17 protein-coding genes are annotated in these 19,858 nt (G+C 41.8%); 8 read left to right on the top strand and 9 right to left on the bottom strand.

Annotation, left to right across the window (positions count from 1 at the left end):
- The first annotated feature begins 267 nt into the window (after nt 1-267).
- The gene (locus FRE64_RS17815; protein ID WP_246140398.1) at nt 268-912 is read left to right on the top strand and encodes a hypothetical protein; all 645 of its coding nucleotides are present in this window, start codon (nt 268-270) and stop codon (nt 910-912) included.
- 403 nt (nt 913-1,315) lie between these two features.
- A complete protein-coding gene (locus tag FRE64_RS04960) occupies nt 1,316-1,960 on the top strand; it encodes a hypothetical protein (protein WP_146294936.1) in 645 nt (214 codons plus the stop codon).
- A gap of 43 nt (nt 1,961-2,003) precedes the next feature.
- Here the strand turns inward: FRE64_RS04960 and FRE64_RS04955 are convergent, their stop codons facing one another.
- Complete coding sequence (locus FRE64_RS04955) at nt 2,004-3,626, bottom strand: B12-binding domain-containing radical SAM protein (RefSeq protein WP_146294935.1); 1,623 nt, start codon at nt 3,624-3,626, stop codon at nt 2,004-2,006.
- A gap of 283 nt (nt 3,627-3,909) precedes the next feature.
- On the opposite strand from FRE64_RS04955, the gene FRE64_RS04950 reads away from it, so the two are divergent.
- Together FRE64_RS04950 and FRE64_RS04945 are read left to right on the top strand one after the other, a co-directional pair.
- A complete protein-coding gene (locus FRE64_RS04950) occupies nt 3,910-4,650 on the top strand; it encodes a DUF305 domain-containing protein (protein ID WP_146294934.1) in 741 nt (246 codons plus the stop codon).
- A 164-nt stretch (nt 4,651-4,814) separates the two neighbouring features.
- Nucleotides 4,815-7,307: a heavy metal translocating P-type ATPase gene (locus FRE64_RS04945; RefSeq protein WP_146294933.1), complete on the top strand. Its 2,493-nt coding sequence runs from the start codon at nt 4,815-4,817 to the stop codon at nt 7,305-7,307.
- 185 nt (nt 7,308-7,492) lie between these two features.
- On the opposite strand, the gene FRE64_RS04940 is transcribed toward FRE64_RS04945, so the two are convergent.
- From FRE64_RS04940 to acsF, 8 genes are all read right to left on the bottom strand, one after another.
- Nucleotides 7,493-8,206, bottom strand: a complete 714-nt coding sequence (locus FRE64_RS04940; protein ID WP_146294932.1) for a GNAT family N-acetyltransferase — start codon at nt 8,204-8,206, stop codon at nt 7,493-7,495.
- Between the two features lie 108 nt (nt 8,207-8,314).
- A complete protein-coding gene (locus FRE64_RS04935) occupies nt 8,315-9,349 on the bottom strand; it encodes an IS630 family transposase (RefSeq protein ID WP_146294724.1) in 1,035 nt (344 codons plus the stop codon).
- 279 nt (nt 9,350-9,628) lie between these two features.
- Nucleotides 9,629-10,018, bottom strand: a complete 390-nt coding sequence (locus tag FRE64_RS04930; protein WP_146294931.1) for a type II toxin-antitoxin system death-on-curing family toxin — start codon at nt 10,016-10,018, stop codon at nt 9,629-9,631.
- Nucleotides 10,015-10,212 (bottom strand): ribbon-helix-helix domain-containing protein, encoded by a 198-nt coding sequence (locus FRE64_RS04925; protein WP_146294930.1) that lies wholly within the window; start codon nt 10,210-10,212, stop codon nt 10,015-10,017. The genes FRE64_RS04930 and FRE64_RS04925 overlap by 4 nt, the downstream gene beginning before the upstream one ends.
- Nucleotides 10,213-10,329: 117 nt before the next feature.
- Nucleotides 10,330-10,488 (bottom strand): hypothetical protein, encoded by a 159-nt coding sequence (locus FRE64_RS04920; RefSeq protein ID WP_222597862.1) that lies wholly within the window; start codon nt 10,486-10,488, stop codon nt 10,330-10,332.
- A gap of 74 nt (nt 10,489-10,562) precedes the next feature.
- Nucleotides 10,563-12,353 carry a group II intron reverse transcriptase/maturase gene (gene ltrA / locus FRE64_RS04915; protein WP_146294929.1) on the bottom strand — a complete coding sequence of 597 codons (1,791 nt, stop codon included), beginning with the start codon at nt 12,351-12,353 and terminating at the stop codon, nt 10,563-10,565.
- A 675-nt stretch (nt 12,354-13,028) separates the two neighbouring features.
- Nucleotides 13,029-14,153 (bottom strand): RNA-guided endonuclease InsQ/TnpB family protein, encoded by a 1,125-nt coding sequence (locus tag FRE64_RS04910; protein ID WP_146294928.1) that lies wholly within the window; start codon nt 14,151-14,153, stop codon nt 13,029-13,031.
- Nucleotides 14,154-14,648: 495 nt separating this feature from the next.
- Nucleotides 14,649-15,704, bottom strand: a complete 1,056-nt coding sequence (gene acsF, locus FRE64_RS04905) for a magnesium-protoporphyrin IX monomethyl ester (oxidative) cyclase (RefSeq protein WP_146294927.1) — start codon at nt 15,702-15,704, stop codon at nt 14,649-14,651.
- Nucleotides 15,705-15,870: 166 nt separating this feature from the next.
- Here acsF and FRE64_RS04900 point away from each other — a divergent pair, with 166 nt between their 5' ends.
- The 4 genes from FRE64_RS04900 (at nt 15,871) to FRE64_RS04885 (ending at nt 19,797) form a co-directional block, all read left to right on the top strand.
- Nucleotides 15,871-16,590 carry a biliverdin-producing heme oxygenase gene (locus tag FRE64_RS04900; RefSeq protein WP_146294926.1) on the top strand — a complete coding sequence of 240 codons (720 nt, stop codon included), beginning with the start codon at nt 15,871-15,873 and terminating at the stop codon, nt 16,588-16,590.
- Nucleotides 16,591-16,604: 14 nt separating this feature from the next.
- Nucleotides 16,605-17,996, top strand: a complete 1,392-nt coding sequence (hemN, locus tag FRE64_RS04895; RefSeq protein WP_146294925.1) for an oxygen-independent coproporphyrinogen III oxidase — start codon at nt 16,605-16,607, stop codon at nt 17,994-17,996.
- Between the two features lie 76 nt (nt 17,997-18,072).
- Complete coding sequence (locus tag FRE64_RS04890; protein WP_246140397.1) at nt 18,073-18,438, top strand: DNA-binding protein; 366 nt, start codon at nt 18,073-18,075, stop codon at nt 18,436-18,438.
- Nucleotides 18,439-18,492: 54 nt separating this feature from the next.
- Nucleotides 18,493-19,797 (top strand): S41 family peptidase, encoded by a 1,305-nt coding sequence (locus FRE64_RS04885; protein ID WP_146297284.1) that lies wholly within the window; start codon nt 18,493-18,495, stop codon nt 19,795-19,797.
- Nucleotides 19,798-19,858: the final 61 nt, after the last annotated feature.

The raw sequence follows: 19,858 nt of genomic DNA, 5'->3' as shown, positions 1-19,858 counted from the left end.
ATCGAAAGCGTGGGAATGCAAATCCATTTGTATAGCACAGCCCAAGTTTCTTAGCATTACTAAAAAAAGCAGATTAAACATCAAAATTTATCTAGCGTTCTGAGAAGAAGCTCACGCTGTGCTACACCCCAACACAATATTTTATTTTTCGGGTAGATGAATCAGTAGAGTTAGTGCTACAATTAACATATCAAGGGTGCGACAGGAGGTCACATTCTGAGAGTGAGACCCTCAGATTTTCTAAATTTTTTAATTGGAGATAGTGCTATGGATGCTGATAAAGGGGGTAGGAAGGCTTGGAAAGCACTTTGCTTAACTTTAGGGATTGTAGGAAGCGTGACTTTTGCTACTGCTAGTTCTGCAGCGACTTGGCGTTCTAACTCAGGAAAAACTGTTATTCCTAACTTGAATAGTATTTGCTGGGGAAACAGTTATTTACCTTCGGTAAGAACCGTTTTCGGAGGTGGCCCTTATTCTGGGGATGCTAGATTTAATAACATCAAAAATCAGGGTTGCGTTCCCGGAGATACTTTAACTGGTTTCTTTAATGTTTATCAAAATCAAAATCATTGCCAAGGTCGGTTAACTGTCACTTGGCAAGGGAATGATCGCGCTCATTTGCAATGGCAGATTACCAATTTAGGCTCATGTTCCGTTGGGAATGCTAATTGGGAAATTACAACTTATCCCGTTGCTACAAGTGGTAATGGACAATCGCCTACTTCTTCTCAAGGGGTTGCAAGAGTCTTTGATCCTCCCTCTAATGTCCGAGAAACGCCCAATGGTCGCATTATTTGTTCGGTGAGACAGGTAACGATGATTGATCTTTACGGTTCTCCTAGTAATGGTTGGTATCAAACGGATGTTTGTGGTCCCATGGGCTATATCCATCATAGTCAAATTGAGTTTTAATTAGCATGGGGCTCAGGTTACTTCTATGAATATGATAATGATAATCGTTTGAACCCGAAATCATAGTGAGTTCGTGCGACACGAAGTCGCATTATTTGCCACAATCGAAAGAGGAGCTAACTTAGGTACGGGTGAACCAGCTACTGTGAAGACTAGTGGGAAAGCGTTAAATGGCACGTGAATATGAGAGAGGGTCGATGTCTAGTCTGTGTTTGCCCCCTGCTGTATGCGGTGAAAGTCGCACGTATGGTTTTGAGGGAGGAAAGAGACCAAGATGTTATACTAAGATCAAGGTCTCTGACCTACCCGGCAGCAATACCGTTTCATTTATAAACAATAGCCGAAGTGTCTCGGGATTTCAAAAAAAAGCAGATTAAACTAGGACTTTACAATTGATTTTAAATTGCTATCTTTATTAATTTTTCTAGTTGGGGATTATGCGGTGGATACTCATCAAGGGATTGGAAATGCTTGGAAAGTAATTGGCTTAACATTAGGAATTGCAGGAAGCCTGACTTTTGCTACTCCTAGCTATGCAGAGAATTGGTATTCTAATTTAGAAAAAACTGTTGTTCCTAATTTAGATAGTGTTTGTTTGGGGAACCGTAATTTACGTTCATCTAGAATCGGTTCTGGATCAGCTTCTTGGCGAAATATTCGTTTTAATGACTTTAAAAATCACCACTGTATTCCAAGAGCTCCTCTAACCAGTTCCTTTCAGGTTTATCAAACTTATTGCAAGCAAGGATTAACTGTAATAATAGGAGCCAACAATCGAGGTGATTTGCAATGGAATATTACAAACTTAGGCTCTTGTACTGTTGATAATGATTATTCGGAAATCATTAACTACCCTTTTCCTATCACCAGTAATGCCAGAGTCGTTGCTGCTACTTCTAACGTGCGAGTAATCCCCAATGGTCGCATTATTTGTTCAGTAAACAAGGAAACCAGTCTTACTATTTATCCTTCTACCAATGACGGCTGGTATCGAACGGATGTTTGTGGTGCAATGGGCCAAATCCATCATAGCCAAATCGAGTTTTAATCAAAAAAGTTAGAAGCAAAAACTTCCCGATATAATCTGTGATTTACTGGGAGAGCGTAAAGGCTTTTGTAATCTTTTCATCAGTTTGTTCTGCTTGCAAACTAAGGTAGGCTTCTAATTGTGATTCAATTCTCTCTTTAACCAGTTGCCGATATTCAATAAAATGCTCTGCTTGGGCACAAACACCTAAATAACTGGGAATTCCACTGCGGTTATGTAAAAACATTTGCCAAAGATACCACCAGAAAGTAAAACTAGTTTTACGGACAATTCCCTGTCGCCAGCAAATAACCGCTAAAGCCTTAATTTGTTGCCAATCAATCGATTTTCTTGCTTTAGTTTTAGGCTTGCTTGCTTGTTTAGCTTTTTCTCGTCGCTTGCGATGACAGGGAGCAGTTCCTAAAAGACGATAATGGCGATAGGTACGATCTAAAAATTTTTGAGCATCATACAGTTGCCAAAATCCATCAATATATTCACGGGTAATTTCTTCTAAGGGACGAGTTGGGACAAAGTTCATCAACGTTGTCTGATTAATATTGGCATCCCCTCGTAATCTTCCCTCTTGTTCTAAACGGTGCCATAGCCCTGTATCAGGAAGGGCTTGTAGCATACTAAAAATGGCAGTGGGGATACTCGTTTTTTCAACAAAGTCAACAATACGTTGACCAGCTCCTGTTTTTTCACCATCAAAGCCAATGATAAAGCCAGCCATCACACGCAGCCCAGAGCGTGTAATTTTTTCTACTGACTCAGCAAGGGGATCACGGGTGTTTTGATACTTTTTAGTTACAGTAAGACTAGATTCATCAGGGGTTTCAATTCCCAAAAAGACCGCATTAAAATTACAATCGGTCATTAAATCCATTAACTCTTCATCATTGGCTAAATCAACTGAGGCTTCTGTGGAGAAGGAAAAAGGATAAGCTCTCTCTTCCATCCAAGGGGCAAGTTCTCGCAGTAATTTCTTAACGTTACGTTTATTACCGATGAAATTATCATCGACCATAAAAATACTACGTTCCCACCCTAATTCATAAAGTCGCTCTAATTCTGCGATTAATTGTTGAGGAGATTTAGTTCGCGGTTTTCGCCCGTAGAGGACAATAATATCGCAAAATTCACATTGAAAGGGGCAACCCCGAGAGAATTGAATTGCCATTTCTGAGTAGGCTTCTAATTGTAATAAATCAAAGCGAGGAATTGGGGTTTGGGTAATATCAGGTTTTTCAGTGGCGCGAAATGTCCCTGTCTCTTTTCCTTCTGCAAGTGCCTCTACAAACATGGGGAGAGTAATTTCTCCTTCATCTAGAATCAAATAATCTGCTCCCGCTTCTTCCAATTCATGAGGAAAAGAGGTTGGATAAGGGCCACCAACAGCAACTTTTTTATTTCTTCGTTTTGCTTCTTGGATTAGACTACATAGATCGTCACGATGAACAATCATACCAGATAGAATGACTAATTTTGCCCAATTCCAGTCAGCTTCTGTTAAGTCAGTGACATTACGATCAACGAGTCGAAACTCCCAGTTTTGAGGTAAAATAGCAGCAACAGTTACTAACCCCAGTGGCGGTAACATAGCTTTACGCCCAATTAGTTGTAGGGTTTTTTCAAATGACCAAAAACTTTGTGGAAAACGGGGATAAATTAGTAGTGTACGCATATTGATTGAAGAGAGAGACAGCTTAATTCATATAATTCTCTTCTAAATAACACAAAAATCAATATTTAGCCCAGTCTTGTTAAGAAATAACACTTATTTTTGGCAAAATTTTAATTAAATTTTAAGATATAACGGCATTTTACGAGGCGTTTATCTTTGATTTATCCTTTTCGGCGCTTTAATCACTAAAAAGTTACTGACCATGATAATTGATTTGGGGGTTGACTCTCCAGTCGAGTGGAGACTTTAGAATAAGGGTAAATCGAGAAGAAGAGGTGGAGAAATGAAAACGAATCATTGGAAGGATATTGCTCGGGTGACAACAATTGCAGTTGCCAGTGCCACCTTAGTGATTAGCGGAGCTGCCCTAGCCAACCGTACTGGAGCTGAATCCTTTGCAGAAAAAGCTCACCAACATTCTCCCCATCATGGTAATCATGAAGACCATAATATGGGCGATCAACATTCCCCCCATCATGGCAATCGTGAGGATCATGATATGGGCGATCATGCCGATGTTGAAAGTGAATTGGACTATTTAGTTCACATGATTCCCCATCATGAGGAAGCCATTGAAGCCGCTAAAATTTTACGTGATCGGACAGAACGCCCTGAAATGCAAGCCTTTGCCGAGGAAATTATTGAAACACAAACGGCAGAAATTGAGCAAATTGAGAGTTGGTTAGAGCAATGGCATCCTGAGCGCGATCGCGCAACTGAGTATGAACCCATGATGCGAGACTTATCTGATCTAGAAGGGGATGAATTAGATCAGGTATTTTTAGAAGACATGATTATCCATCATATGGGAGCAGTCATGCAGTCGCGGATGTTATTGCAACAGGAATTAGTGGAAAACGAACCAGTGGGAGAACTGGCTCAAGACATTGCCCAAGCGCAAAGAGACGAAATTCATCAAATGCAAAGCTGGTTACAAGACTGGTTTGATGTGGATTCTCACGAGGTCATGAGAGAACAAATGCACCAGCAAAGACATGACAATGGCAATGGTGATCATCACTAATTCGTGAAGATTTAACTCATTGAATAAGTGTTATTTAGGAGATTAATGATGAAACGGCTCGGGTTATTATTGGGAATCATTATATCCCAGAACACCTTGAGGCTGGCATGGCAACCTTTCTCAATGTGGAATAAACACTTGATCCGATAGGAGTTAATATCATTATGTCACAATCAACCCACCAAAGTGCTACCTTAATCGTTCCTGGTATGGGAAGTAATCACTGTGCTGGCATTGTCAGTGATTCTCTAAAGCGATTGAGTGGAGTCCAAAAAGTAGAAACACGCCCTAGCGATCATCGAGTGGAGATCGAATTTGATGCCAGTCAGCTTTCTCCTGAAAACTTACGTGATGCAGTGGAAAAAGCGGGATATGAGGTAGCAGCTCTGAACTCCCATCAACCTAGCCTGATCTTAATTGTACCTGGCATGGGAAGTAATCATTGTGCTGGCATTGTTAGAGATTCTCTGGAACGATTGCAGGGAGTGAAACAAGTGGAAACCCGTGCCAGTGATCATCAAGTGCGCGTCGCCTTTGATAACACTCACTTATCCCCTGAAACTTTGCGTGAAACAGTGGAAAAGGCAGGTTATGAAGTTGCTGATCTACAACCTATCGAACAAGGGGAAACTAGCGATGAAACCGCCACTACTGATGTAGAAGCCGCGCATTTGGCAGCCGCAAAAAGACGATTATGGCTTGCTATCCCACCCACTGTCATCATTATGTTACTAATGGCGTTTCAGATGCCTTTAGAAATACTCCCCAATGAGGTGTATTTAGCAATTGTTGCCATTTTAGCTTTTCCTGTGATCTTTATTGCTGGGCGTACTACCCACCGTTCAGCCCGTCGCTCAATACTTAACCGTACTCCCAATATGGATGCCCTGATTAGTTTGGGCAGTCTTCCCCCCTACTTCATTGGACTTGTGGGATTTATTTATCCCATGACTTCCTTTATCGAGATGGCTTCGACTATTATGACGTTTCACTTGCTCGGTCGTTATTTGGAAGCACTAGCTAAAGGTCAAGCCTCACAAGCAATTCGGAAATTGTTGAACATGGGGGCAAAAACGGCACGGGTTCGGCGAGAAGATCAAGAGATGGAAGTCGAAATTCAATCTCTCCGTGTTGGGGATGTGATGATTGTGCGCCCTGGGGAAAAAGTGCCAACAGATGGCGAAATTATTGCGGGTAATAGTCATGTGGATGAATCTATTGCCACAGGTGAATCAGTGCCCGTGGAAAAAAGTGCTGGCGATCGCGCGATCGGCGCAACGATTAATCAAGAAGGATTATTAGAAGTCCGTGCCACCAAAGTCGGAAGTGATACTTTTTTATCACAAGTGGTTCGATTAGTCAAAGAAGCCCAAGGATCACAAGTCCCGATTCAGGAGTTGGCAGACCAAATTACGACCTATTTTGTTCCCATTGTCTTTGTTATCGCCCTGATCAGTTTAGCCGCTTGGTGGCTGTTTCCTGAACAACTTACTCCCATTTTAGTCTGGGGCGAAACGTTTTTGCCTTGGGTTGATCCTGAAGCAAATCGGTGGCTTTTAGGTATCCTTGCCAGTATTGCCGTGATGGTGATTGCTTGTCCTTGTGCTTTAGGGTTAGCAACTCCCACTGCATTGATGGTTAGTTCTGGGCTAGGAGCGAATCAAGGGATTCTCATTCGTAATGGTAGTGCAATTCAAACCCTAAAAAATATTAAATTTATCGTTTTGGATAAAACAGGTACAATTACCAAAGGAGAACCCACGCTAACTGATGTAATTCTCTGTAATCGGAATTTTTCGGAAGCACAACTGTTAGGCTCTGCCGCCAGTGTAGAAGCAGGTTCCGCTCATCCCCTTGCCCAAGCCGTTGTCGATGGAGCGCGCGATCGCGCTGTTAACATTCCCAAGATAGAACAATTTGAATCAGTAACTGCCCGTGGCGTACAGGGATCAATTGGCAAGCAATGGGTTCGCGTCGGGAGTTACCGTTGGTTTGAGGAACTAGGATTTGATACTCAGGAAGTAGTTAACGAGTTAGAACAATTAGAACAACAAGGCAAAACCGCAATGTTAGTGGGGATTGAGGAATTTTTAGTGGGAATTGTTGCCGTAGCAGATACCCTCAAACCTGACTCCACTGAAGCAATTAAAGCCTTGAAGAAAGAAGGGATTGAACCTGTCATGATCACGGGAGATAATGAACGAACAGCCAACGCGATCGCGACTCAAGTTGGGATTGATCGCGTGTTAGCTAATGTCCTCCCAGAAGGGAAAATTGATGGAATCCGACATTTTCAATCCCGTGGCAGTCAAGTTGCCATGGTGGGTGATGGCATTAATGATGCCCCTGCCCTAAAACAAGCCGATGTGGGCATAGCGATTGGGGCTGGTGCTGATGTTGCTATTGAAGCCGCTGATGTCACCCTTGTTAGTGGTGAACTCTCTAAAGTGGTTGAAGCGATTCAGCTATCTCGGGCTACCTTCAATAAAATTATTCAGAATCTGTTCTGGGCTTCCATTTATAACTTAGCAGCCATCCCCATTGCCGCGATCGGACTTCTTCACCCAGCTATTGGCGTAATTGCCATGACAGCTAGTTCCCTCTCAGTAATTGGGAATTCGATGTTACTGAAACGTAATACCATTTCCATAAAGTAGTGCTACTAGACAATCTTCCCCAACCCCCCTGTAGGAAACTAAAGCGCACTCACGAACCGAAGAAGCTAGTGGTGGTGCAAAGCTAGGGGGGGGTCATTTGAAGCGGAAGTTTATACGCCTCATTGAACCCCATGAAGAAATTGGTTGTGGGTAATTAACTCAGGGTTTTCTGTTACATTGCTTCCTTAAGCAATCGGTTGGGGGTTGCGACGCATTAGCCAAAAACTCGGTAAAAATTTACCTGCTTCAGTCTCGTAAACTGTTTCAAAGCCCAAGCGTTGATAAAAAGAAACGTTAACCGCTTCCGTGGTATCTAGCCACACCTCTAATTGCTTTTGATCGCAATGGGTTAAGATCTGCTTTAATAAGTGATGGGCAATTCCGCGCCCACGAAACTCCGCTTTGGTAGCAAGTGCTTTTAAGTACCAATAAGGCTGACCATTAGTCATGGTATCAATTTCTCTTTTAATCCGAAGCACCTTTCTGACAACTGCGCGATCGCGCCATTGTGTCCATAATGCTTTTGGCAAAGCTGTGGGGAATTGCAAACTCACTAACACCAACTCTAGCAGATAACGAGTCATTCTCCATTTGAAACCCGAATTCACTGATGGTGGTAGCCAAACGGCAATTCCTGCCAGTTCCCCATGGCACGTGACACCATAAACACTACCATGAGGAATGATGCTACTCAGTAAAATTTTTGCGGTGATCATCTGGTAATGATAGCGATGGCGAGGGTTGGGAAATAGAGCAACAGCAGCCGGTTCACTGCCAAAAGCACTTACTAATAATGTAGCAGCAACGCTAATCTCATTTAACTCAATGATCTGCAGTTGGCACGGTTCCGCTAGGGGAGAAGGGAAAACCATTCCTGAAACGATTGTTGGTTGATCCATGGCTAATATGTTTTTTAGTTATTCTGGTTGAATATCACAACTGAATCAATCAAATCAGCTGCGATTGAAAATCTATAACTATTAATCCGTGCAGGAAATAGTTAACACCTAAAGGCCAGCATATTGAACTGGCTGAGCCCAAAAATAACGACTAATACGTTCGGGACATTTCTGAAGACTGTATAAATAAGAGCGAACCCTTTTCATGAGTTCATTACGATTACGGGGTCTTTGTCGTCTCATAGCATTGCTTTTAATGTCCTGATTGAGAAATTCATCGGGATTTCGTTCTGGGCTGTAGGGGGGAAGATAAAACAGTTCCAATTCATCCTGATGTTGAGCTACCCATTGTTGAACTTTACGGGAGCGATGTACTGGGTGGCGATCTACAATCAAAAAAACTTTGTTTTCCCTGGAGCGAATTAATCGGCGTAAAAATTCCAAAAAGACATCGCTATTAAATCCCCCTTGAAATACTTGAAAGCGTAGGGTTCCTCGATTGGTCAGGGCGGAAATTAAGTTGCAACTGAAACGTTGCCCAGTTCCTTCTACAATTGGCGTTTTCCCTACCTCAGACCAACAAGTCCCTGCTTGATGGTCCGAACGCAATCCCATTTCATCACCCCAATGAATCTCAGCTCCTTCCTGCTGTGCTCGCTTGTGAATCGCTGGATATTCATGAGTTAACCAATGCTGAAGCTGGTGAGGACATTGCTCACGAGCGCATTTGGCAGGCTTTTGTGGAGACAGTCCCCAACGACGCAGATAACGACCAATCGTCGTTTGAGAAAGAGTAATTCCCCAACATTGTTCAATGAGCTGAGATACGGCTTGTCGAGTCCAGAGAGTAAATGGCAGTTGTAGTTGTTCTGGGCTGTAATCCCGAATGAGACGAGTAATTGTCGTTACCTGCGATCGCGCCAAGGTAGGATGCTCACGACGACCTTGTTTACAAGCTTTGAGAGCTGTCTCACCCCCACGACGGTAACGTTGCACCCACTGATTAACTGCTGTACGAGTAACTCCAAACTCTTGGGCCACTTCTCCTTGAGAACGTTTGTTCTCAATCACTGCCATGACCGCCCTTTTACGGATTGCTTGTTGAGCTTGAGGGGGTAAACTCCGAGCGTCTTTTAATTGCATATAGAAAACTGCCGTACTTCACTTTCCCATGTTAACTATTTAGCGCACGGATTAATAAGGTATCTTGCACCCTTATAACTTGATTATAGACTCAGCTACGATGCGCGCTAGGTTCATCTGTGCCACTTCATTCTGGTTTTTACAAATCCTTGCTGTGTACAATAACTTCTACTCGATTCCCTCCCACTACTAATTTTCGCGATCGCGCTATCCTTTAAATTAACTTGTAAGCCAATGGAAGAAAGTATTAATTTAACTAAAAATTATTGTTCGTGTCAGTTAATCAAAAGGTTTGGTATGTTCTCTTAACCATTGAGTCAATGTTTCTCTATCAACTTTTCCTGATGCAACTCCTAAAATGATGTTTTCTTGCTCATCAATGCTTGCTTCAATTTCCCAACCATTTAGGATTAAAAAAGTTTCCATGGCTGCGTGACCTGTTCTTTTATTCCCATCAAGGAAGGGATGATTCAGAATTAAGGAAAATCCTAAGGCACTTGCTTTTTCAATGACTGTAGGATACAAATTTCCTCCTCCGAATGTCATCTGAGGCTGGGAAATCGCAGATTCTAAGCTTCCTCTATCTCTAATTCCGTCTCTTCCTCCTGATTGCTGAATGAGTAAGGCGTGTAAGTCTAAAACTTCTGATAGAGTCAAGTAACGGGTCATGCTAAGCGCTTATAAAGATCAGCATTTTTGTTTACAACATAATTAGCTACTTCAGGAAATTCTTGAGGGTTGTGTGTTAACCATTCATTGATTTTAGTTTCTATGAGTTCTTCAGTTGTAATACCCTTTTCTTTAGCTAGCTGTTGTAGTTTTTGTAGTTTTTCGTCTGGCAGTTGAATTGTTAGTGAGTTCATTATCGTTTTAGTAGCCGTCAATTGATTACCATTCTGTGATATCCTCCCTCGACAAATCAGAGATTATGTCGAGGGCTTCCTAACTTCACAGTTAAGATTTTCCAGCGTCGCACTTATCTAGGACTGGTTTCCCAATCCCCCGACAGATCGCTCTTGATGGGAAACCCCATCGGTAGCAGGCAGTTTCCTTTCCCGCAAATCCTGCGGTACTAAATTTAATCCTCGGTTTCTTAAAACTTGAGCTGCTGCCACGATTAAAGTCAGTGAAGAGGTCACCCCCTCCACTGCTCTTCAAAACGGTACGTGAGACTTTCACCTCATACCGCTCCTCAGTTAAACGGCTGTTGTCATCAGCACGTCACCAGCATATCGTTCTCCCATCGGTAATCCTTTGGGATGATGGTAGCCACGCGGTCGTAACTCCCATCCGTTCTGGTCTTTTCATCGTGGCAATGTCGATGGAGTAGTTGATAATTCTTGTACTCGTTCTTACCACCTTTTGAGCGGGGAACGATATGGTCAACCTCTAATAAATCTCCATCTCGGAAAAACAATCCGCAGTGAGCGCATTTCCCTTTCTGCTTTTTGAGCAACGATGCCGTTAGCTTTGGCATCTCAGGGTGTTTGCCCATTCTTGAACTCCAATAGATTAAGTCGCCGTCATAGGGGCTTTTATCTCCCTTAACTTTGACATGGCGGACGATTGCTGTCTGTGAGTGCTTCATCAACACTATAGGATTCGACCCTTCACGAGGAGTAGTAGCAAATGTCCATTTATCGCCACCTATCGTTCGGAAGTATTTGGACTTTATCCATTTTCTTCCTTTGTTTCGATGACGTTTAATACCCCACTTAAATAGTTTCCAGAAAGTCAGGTAGTCTAGTCTCGAAAAGACCTTTTGACTGACTTTCGTAGAGAAGTAATTACACCAACCTCTGATTATGGGATTAAGTCTAGTAATCAGAACAGCCTGTGACTGTCCCTTATACTTATCTATCACCTCACAAATTCTTCGGTAGTGTCTTTCCTGACTCTCCTTACTAGGGGTGATGAGCGTTTTGAATCCCAGAATCTGACCTTTTGAATCCCTTCCTGATGTATATTTACCCACCTTGTATTGGCGGATATTAAAGCCTAAGAAGTTAAATCCTGCTTTTTCGTTTTCGTAATTTTCAAGGGTGTGGGCGATTCTGGTTTTGCTCGGTTTCAACTCTAAGCCCATGTCTGTCAACCATCCTGTGATAACCTCTTTACATCTTTGGACAACGGCTAGGTCTTTATGTAAGATTACGAAATCATCCGCATATCGGACTATACTAACAGAGTCTTTCTTATCCCTTAATGGTAATTGATATCCATTCGGACGCTTCATATCGAAACTGCCAGCAATAGATTTAATCTCGTTTTCCATACCGTGGAGGGCGATATTAGCCAATAGCGGAGATACGACCCCACCCTGTGGCGTACCCTCAGACGTTGGTGAAAACTTCTTGCCTTCCATTACCCCTGACTTGAGCCACGCTCGGATTTGCCTCCGAAACGTGGGGAAGGTATTTAATTTATTCAGAAGTCTTTCGTGGTTAATACGGTCGAAACATTTGGATATATCCGCATCAAGCACGTATTTGGGTTTGAACCGAATAGCGTCGAAAATTGCTTCAATGGCATCATGGGCTGAACGTCCTGCTCGGAACCCGTAGGAATTTGGTTCAAAGACCGCCTCCCATTCAGGTTCTAAGGCTAATTTTACTAACGCTTGAAGCGCACGGTCATACATGGTAGGTATTCCCAAAGGTCTTTCCTCCCCGTTAGGCTTGGGAATCCTCACCCTTCGAGTCGGTTTGACCTTTGAACCCAGTTTCAGATTATTTACGAGCTTCATACGTGCTTCTGGGGACAAGGATTTAACCCCATCCACTCCTGCCGTCTTCTTGCCCTGATTATCCTGAGTAACTCTACGCACCGCTAATACCTTAGCCGACCAAGACTTGTTTAACAATTTCTGGAGTCTGCGAACTGCTTTGACATCTCCACGACGAGACGCTTTGTAGATGCGCTTTTGGAGCTTATAGACGACTCTCTCGACCTTATGCCAATTGATGTCGCCCCATTTAATACATCGGTTTGTGTCCGTGTTCATAACTTATGTACTCTTACTTGTACCTCTACAATCCATCTAACCGTGAGTCCGTCAGTTTATCTCTTCTGTTACAAAGAGCGTTTGCTTCTGACTCAATCTCTCTCCCCCGCTACCTACCAAATGAAAGTAGATGTTGCGTCTTAGCTGACTACTCCACTCATCGACCAGAGTTGAGAGTAAACGAGGGAGTTACTTCGTTCCCTGTGACCTTTGGTTTGTCTCCTTTAGGAGGGATACTCCTCACCGAGCTTATGGGTGGCACTGACAAGTAGACGAGAATCCTCTTGTCACCCCAACTATTGCCCTTTTTTTGGGACTCCCAGAGTAGTCAGCCTGATTTCTCTGGTTAGCGGTAACGATGATTCAATCGTATCCTTAGACCTTGTTCTCCTTAGAGACTTGCTAACGGGACTGGGACACAGGCTATCCTTCCTCTTTCCGCTTCTATTCCCGCTTTACGGATTGATGGCTAGTCGCTACCGTAGGGAATATGCTTTCAACCAAGTGCCTTGGCGACAGGACTTGAGTTGTTATGGGAGTTACCCCTTCCAGTGGTCTTTGCTATTGCTACACTGGTCACTCTCACCTGTAAGGTCACAGAGTTGTCATCTGGGAGGGATTAAAGTGCGAACTCTACCTAATCGGTTACCCCCCAGAAGCCAGTCGTCCCCATCACTACAAGAGTGTGTTTAGACTGAACGAATCGCACTCCCGATCCGCTTTGTAGCCACATTCAGGACAATTATGCACTCTTACGCTCAAGTCTTTTTTGACATGAACCCCACAATTAGGACAAGTTTGACTTGATCCTCTCGCATCAACAACACTAAAATACTTGCCACGTTTCCAACAGACTTGTTGAGTGATGGTTCGGAACTGACCAAAACCACCATCCAACATTTCTTTTCCAAGCATTCCCTTAGCTGTAATGCGGTAATCCAAATCTTCCATGAAGATCATGTCACCACCATCACACAAAGCATGAGCCTGCTTATAGTGGAAATCTTTTCGAGTGTTGCTAATTTTGTGGTGCATTCTTGCTACCTTGATGCGTTGTTTCTCGTAATTATTCGACCGCTTCTGTTTTCTAGAAAGTCTGCGTTGAAGTGATTTCAACTTCCTTTGCATTTCCTTAAAAAACTTGGGCGGCTTGACGAGAACACCATCACTGGTTGCTAAGAACTTATCTAATCCGATATCAACTCCTATAGCATGACCATGAGGGGGTGGATTAGGTACTTCTACATCTAATTGAAGATATACTGACACATACCATCGATCTGCTTTCCTGATGACTCGAACTTGCTTAACCTGAAACCCCTCTGGGATTGGACGATGAACATTGATTCTGATTTTCCCCACTTTGGGTAAGCTAATTTGCCCACCTGTAATTGGGTTTTCCTTGAATTGAGGAAAAAGAATCGACTTCAATTGTCCAAACTTTTTGAATCTAGGAAAGCCGTATCCTCTTTCTCTAAAAAAGTCCCATGCTCGATGTAGTTGTTTAATGGTTTGTTGCAACACCTGAGAGGGGACTTCTTTTAATCTAGGAAATTTTGTCTTGGCTTTTGGAAGTTGATTAAGCTGATTTAATTCGCTAGGAAATTTAGCATCAGCAGGAATGATATACTCCGAAACTAAACTGCATCGGTCGATACTACACTTTCGACTATTGCACCAATCTTTGATTTCTCGAAGGGAGTAGTTATATGCCCCTCGACAAACTTCCATAATCTCAAGGAGTTTTTCTTCTTGAGATTGATCGGGATAGATTCGGTACTGGTAGTTGAAAGTTAACATCGACCTGATTGATTGGTAAATTGCTTATTGTAGGATGTTTATCATAGGTTGTCAACTTGTTAATTGTTAGTTTAAGGATGTCCTTACGGACTTTTATTTGTTTGGTGACGATTCATGAGGGGCTGTCATCTGACTGGAGCGACACAGCGAAGCGAGGAAGTGAAGCTCTCCTCAGATGTTTATACGCCCCGTCACCCCGTTAACCTGACGGTATAACGGAGCGGAGCAAAGCGTGAGCATCTTCTCGTCACATTAAGATAAAACTTGAATGAACTTGTCATCATATCTCGCGCCTTCTCATCAGAGTTTGATAATATTCTTGATTAAGTATGACAGCATTAAATCCATTAATTTACAAGTTGTACTTGAATTAAATAATTAAAAACTAAAAAATTATGTTAGAGCCGATGTTTTATTTGGGAGCAAATTTTATCGAAAACTTATAAAAGGTTGGGTTTGACTTTCATTCTACCCAACCTAACAAATTAAATTAAATTAATAAACTGCTTCCCATTCACTCACTGCATCAATGGGCTTCATGAAATAGAGACGTACTAAATCAACAAAAATCGCTGTAATTAAAGGCAGTTTTTTCAGTTTTTTCCACCAGCGTGGCGCATCACTATTTTCAATTTCATTTAACTTTTTGTTACGTTCCGCGCAGGTTTCTAAACGCTGGAAAAATTCGGGATGATCCACATTTAACATTACTGGGAAAGCACGCCCTGCAGTTTCGTTGGTTTTCCGTGTAATGTGACGATCAAATTCTTTTGCATCTAAACCTAAAGATTCGTAAAAATCCGCTCTTTCATGTACCGTGAGGGTATGGGTAGCAAAAACAGAGAGTAAGAAGAAACGCGCCCACAGTCTTCCACGCCAAGTTTGCCATAACTTATTCTGCGATCGCAGCAGGGCTTTAAAAATATCCCCATGTCGGTTCTCATCTTGACACCAACTTTCAAACATCTTAAATAAGGGATAAAACTCATATTCAGGATGTTGTTCTAGATGGCGATAAATCGTGATATAGCGCCAGTAACCGATCTTCTCTGACAAATACACTGCATAAATCACCCATTCTGGCTTAAAGAAAGTATAAGTGCGATGCTTCGTTAAATAGCCAAGATCAAGGGTGACATTAAAATCTTTCATGGCTTTATTCAAAAACCCTGCGTGTCGGGCTTCGTCTCGCGCCATGTAGTGAAAAATATCTGCTAATAACTGATTACGTCCTTTAAGTTTGCGAGAAAGTTCCTTAAACAGCAAAAACCCTGAAAATTCGGAGGTGCAGGAACGCTCTAAAAACTCTAGAAATGCCTCTCGGGTCTTTTCGTCAATGTGATCCCAAGACTTTTCAAATTCTTCGGTACGCACAAAATGATAGCAGTTATAGTCAGCACGCATTTCCGCTACCATCGCCTCTAATTCCTCTTGCTGACTGGATAAGTCCATGTTCGCCATCGCATCAAAGTCTGTGGTGTAGAAGCGAGGCGTAAGTAAGGTTTCCTTCATGGACGTTTTGACTTCTGGTTGAGATACCGCAGTTGACATTGTTTAAGTTCCTCCCTATAGTTATCCAATAGGTATCATAGACAATTTTTATGGATTAGGCACAGTGATTGTCAAACTTTGTAAAGAATTGCCAACTCGACTGGGCAATAATTTCTAAATACTCTTATAACTATAAAAGAATAACAAACGAAATGGCAAGGAGTTAATCATGAGTGATCTCGCGCAAGAACTTCGTGAAGGAACCAAAAAAGCTCACACTGCTTCTGAAAATACCGCCTTTATGAAATGTTTTCTCAAAGGGGTAATGGAGAAAAAGCCCTATGCAAAATTAATGGCGGATTTATATTTTGTTTACTCAACTTTAGAAGCAGAAATTTATCGTCATCGGGATCATCCTGTAGTAGGAAAAATTTACTTCCCTGAGTTAGAACGTAAAGAAAAATTACAACAAGATTTAGCTTACTTTTTTGGAGAAAATTGGCAAGATAAAATTGCCCCATCTCCTGCTGGAAAAGTTTATGTTGATCGCATTAAGGAAGTCAGTGAGACTCAACCAGAATCTTTAATTGCTCATTCTTATGTGCGTTATTTAGGGGATCTTTCTGGGGGACAAGGGTTAAGAAAAATTGCGCGATCGGCAATGGATTTACCAGCTGATCAAGGAACAGGTTTACATGAATTTGATGCTCTCCCTACTCCTGAAGCGAAAAAAGAATTTAAAGCAAAATATCGTCAAGCCCTAGATAGCATTGCAGTCAATCAAGACACATTAGATGCTATTATTTCTGAGGCAAATTATGTGTTTAAGCTGAATCGGGATGTTTTCCACGAGTTAGAAGATGATATTAAAGAAACCATTGGTGAGCATACTTTTGATCTCCTCACTCGCCAAAATAAAGAAGGTAGCACTGAAGTAGCTGTTTAGATAAGAAGAAGACAATGACAATTCAAACGGTTAAAGTTAACAGAGAACTCTTAAAAAAATACGCCCAACCTTTACCGCGCTATACCAGTTATCCTCCAGCCACGGAACTGCGAGAAAACTTTAATCCGCAATCCTTTGAAAACGCGATCGCGCATGGAAATACGAATCAAACTCCTTTATCGTTATATTGCCACATTCCTTTTTGTGAAACCCCTTGTTATTTTTGTGGCTGCAACACATTAATTACTCAACGGAAGGAAGTAGCGGATCCCTACTTAGACTATGTTTTTAAAAACATTGATCAAGTATCTTCTCTAGTAGATTCTAAACGGAAAGTTAATCAATTTCATTGGGGAGGCGGAACGCCTAATTATCTCAAACTTGATCAAGTGGAGAGACTGTGGAATAAATTAAATGAGGAGTTTACTTTTGAAGATAATTCCGAAATTTCTCTAGAAGTCAATCCGAAATATTTAGATAAAAATTATCTCCTTTTCTTAAGAGATTTAGGGTTTAATCGGATTAGTTTTGGTATTCAAGATTTTGATCTAGAAGTACAAGAAGCGATTAACCGTGTCCAAACTGAAACCATGTTATTTAATGTCATGGAATGGATACGGGAAGCTGGCTTTGAAAGTGTTAATGTGGACTTAGTTTATGGCTTACCCTATCAAACTGTAGAGACATTTCGGGAAACTATAGAAAAAACGATCGCGCTTGATCCTGATCGCATTGCGGTGTTTAATTTTGCCTATGTTCCCTGGATGAAACCCGTACAAAAATTACTTCCAGAAGAAGCATTACCTAGTGGGGAAGAAAAACTAAAAATCTTCCAAATGTCCATTGATAAATTAACCCAACAAGGGTATGTTTTTATTGGCATGGATCACTTTGCCAAGCCTAATGATGAACTCGCGATCGCGCAACAAAAAGGGGAACTTCATCGCAACTTCCAAGGTTACACCACCAAACCTGAGTCAGATTTACTCTCCTTTGGAATGACCGCCATTAGTATGTTGCATGATGTTTATATTCAGAATCAAAAACGCTTAAAAGACTATTATCGCGACTTAGATGCGGATCAATTTCCCATTCAAAAAGGAGTCCAACTGCAAGAAGAAGATCATCTCCGTCAAGCAATTATTATTGAATTAATGTGTCAGTTCCACTTTTCTCCTGATTGCTTAAAAGACAAGTACGGTATCAACTTTAACCATAACTTTTCTGAATATTTTGCCTCCGAATTATCTCAATTAAAAGGGTTAGCAAAAGATGGACTAGTAGAAGTAGAAGGAGATACCATTGAAGTCACTCCTACAGGACGGTTATTAATTCGTAACATTGCCAGTGTCTTTGATGCTTACTTAAAACAAAAGCAGACGAAAGCATTTTCTCAGGCAATTTAAGCTGAAATTAATCTTGTTGTAAGGTGAGAGATTCTATAATGAAGGGGACTTGGGCGGTATTATTAAAGTAGCCGTGATGAAAATTATCTCGTCACCCTTAATCGTGGGCAGTTTATGCTTGATTTGCTTTGGGTTGGCTGGTTGTGACCCATCAATAGAGGTAAATTCTATTGCACAACTGTCAACCCAGACCGATCGTTTAGAACAATCAGTTTTAGTTGAAGGAGTGGTGCGCGATCGCGCTCCTTTTCTCAATAATGGAGCTTATCAACTACAAGATGAAAGTGGCACAATTTGGATTCTGACCAATAATCCCCTTCCAGATAGTGGTGAAGCTGTTACCATTGAAGGAAAAATAAAAGTAAAATCAATTGTTCTCAACAATCAAGAAGATCAGGAAGTTTACTTAGAAGAAGAAACTTTAAATTCCTCTAATAACTAGCAACACGAGAATCACTGTTCCCTAATCATGATGTTTTCCAGTCTCAAAGATAACATGAAGCAAACTCCTCTCCACCGTCTAAAGCAATCCCTTCGCTGTGCTACTCTAGCCGGCACTCTCATTGGTATCTCTTGGTTTATCCCTAATTTAACCGCCCCAGCAGCTGCCAATCTTGAAGAAAGCTACAAAACCCTTGTCGATGAAGTGTGGCAAATGGTCAACAACCAATATGTTGATCCAGAATTTAATCAAGATGACTGGGAATCCACTCGAGAAGAATTATTAGAACGGGATTATGAATCCAGAGAAGATGCCTATCGTGCCATTCGAGAAGCCTTAGGAAAATTAGATGACGCTGATACTCGTTTTTTAGAGCCGGAACAATTTGAATCTTTACAAGAACAAACTTCAGGAGAATTATCAGGAGTTGGCTTACAGTTAGCCATAGATGAAGAAAGCCAAACCATCAAAGTCGTTGAACCCCTAGAAAACTCGCCAGCCAAAGAAGCTGGAGTTGAACCAGGGGACGAAATTCTTGCCATTGATGGTCAGCCCACATCCCTTTTAAGTTTAGAACAGGCTTCTGAGTTAATTCGGGGCGATTCTGGAACAGATGTTGACCTCAAGCTGTCTCGTGCCGGAGAAGGAACTTTTAACCTCACTCTGACTCGTACTAACATTGAAATTCCAAGAGTTACGCACGAATTAAGAGAAATTGATCAAACTCGAGTGGGCTATATTCAAATTGAAGAGTTTAGCTCTCACGCCGCCGATCAGATGCGAAATGCAATTCTTGACTTGCAAGATAGAGATGCAGAAGCCTTTGTCTTAGATTTACGCAACAATCCAGGGGGACTGCTCTACGGTAGCATTGAAATGGCAAGAATGTGGTTGGAACAAGGAGAAATTGTTTCTGTGGTGGATCGTACTGGCGGCAATCGTAATTTTGGGGCAGATCAAACTTCACTAAGTGACCTTCCCTTGGCTGTTTTAGTCAACGAAAACTCCGCTAGTGCAAGTGAAATTTTAGCTGGGGCTTTACAAGATAATGATCGAGCAGTTGTCGTTGGCGATCAAACTTATGGTAAAGGAACTGTGCAAGCTGTCAATCCCCTGTCTGATGGCTCTGGCATTGCTTTAACCGTAGCCCGTTATTATCTCCCTGATGGACGTGATATTGATAAAAAAGGAATTGATCCTGATATCGAAGTATCTTTAGAAGATGGTGATCAAATGCGCTTATCCGCTAATCCTGAACTACAGGGAACAGAGGAAGATCCCCAATTTACTCGTGCCCTCTCAATTCTTAATCAAAGTCTGGGTAAATCAAGCACAGAGGCTCATTCCTTCTTAGAATAGTGGAAGAGAAATTGCAATAGGTGGGTTAAATCCCGCCTTTTTTTAACTAGCATGAATCATT

The sequence above is a fragment of the Euhalothece natronophila Z-M001 genome, from assembly GCF_007904085.1.
Classification (GTDB): domain Bacteria; phylum Cyanobacteriota; class Cyanobacteriia; order Cyanobacteriales; family Rubidibacteraceae; genus Halothece; species Halothece natronophila.
The sequence above is the reverse complement of the archived record's forward strand: the minus strand, read 5'-3'. Positions and strand labels throughout refer to the sequence as shown.

What these genes read in the sequence shown, in the direction of transcription:
- FRE64_RS04955 (WP_146294935.1), bottom strand. Translation starts at nt 3,626, where the DNA reads ATGCGTACACTACTAATTTATCCCCGTTTTCCACAAAGTTTTTGGTCA.
- FRE64_RS04935 (WP_146294724.1), bottom strand. Translation starts at nt 9,349, where the DNA reads ATGCAATTAAAAGACGCTCGGAGTTTACCCCCTCAAGCTCAACAAGCA.
- FRE64_RS17815 (WP_246140398.1), top strand. Translation starts at nt 268, where the DNA reads ATGGATGCTGATAAAGGGGGTAGGAAGGCTTGGAAAGCACTTTGCTTA.
- FRE64_RS04930 (WP_146294931.1), bottom strand. Translation starts at nt 10,018, where the DNA reads ATGACCCGTTACTTGACTCTATCAGAAGTTTTAGACTTACACGCCTTA.
- FRE64_RS04950 (WP_146294934.1), top strand. Translation starts at nt 3,910, where the DNA reads ATGAAAACGAATCATTGGAAGGATATTGCTCGGGTGACAACAATTGCA.
- FRE64_RS04925 (WP_146294930.1), bottom strand. Translation starts at nt 10,212, where the DNA reads ATGAACTCACTAACAATTCAACTGCCAGACGAAAAACTACAAAAACTA.
- FRE64_RS04910 (WP_146294928.1), bottom strand. Translation starts at nt 14,153, where the DNA reads ATGTTAACTTTCAACTACCAGTACCGAATCTATCCCGATCAATCTCAA.
- acsF (WP_146294927.1), bottom strand. Translation starts at nt 15,704, where the DNA reads ATGTCAACTGCGGTATCTCAACCAGAAGTCAAAACGTCCATGAAGGAA.
- FRE64_RS04945 (WP_146294933.1), top strand. Translation starts at nt 4,815, where the DNA reads ATGTCACAATCAACCCACCAAAGTGCTACCTTAATCGTTCCTGGTATG.
- FRE64_RS04890 (WP_246140397.1), top strand. Translation starts at nt 18,073, where the DNA reads ATGAAAATTATCTCGTCACCCTTAATCGTGGGCAGTTTATGCTTGATT.
- hemN (WP_146294925.1), top strand. Translation starts at nt 16,605, where the DNA reads ATGACAATTCAAACGGTTAAAGTTAACAGAGAACTCTTAAAAAAATAC.
- FRE64_RS04940 (WP_146294932.1), bottom strand. Translation starts at nt 8,206, where the DNA reads ATGGATCAACCAACAATCGTTTCAGGAATGGTTTTCCCTTCTCCCCTA.
- ltrA (WP_146294929.1), bottom strand. Translation starts at nt 12,353, where the DNA reads ATGAACACGGACACAAACCGATGTATTAAATGGGGCGACATCAATTGG.
- FRE64_RS04885 (WP_146297284.1), top strand. Translation starts at nt 18,493, where the DNA reads ATGAAGCAAACTCCTCTCCACCGTCTAAAGCAATCCCTTCGCTGTGCT.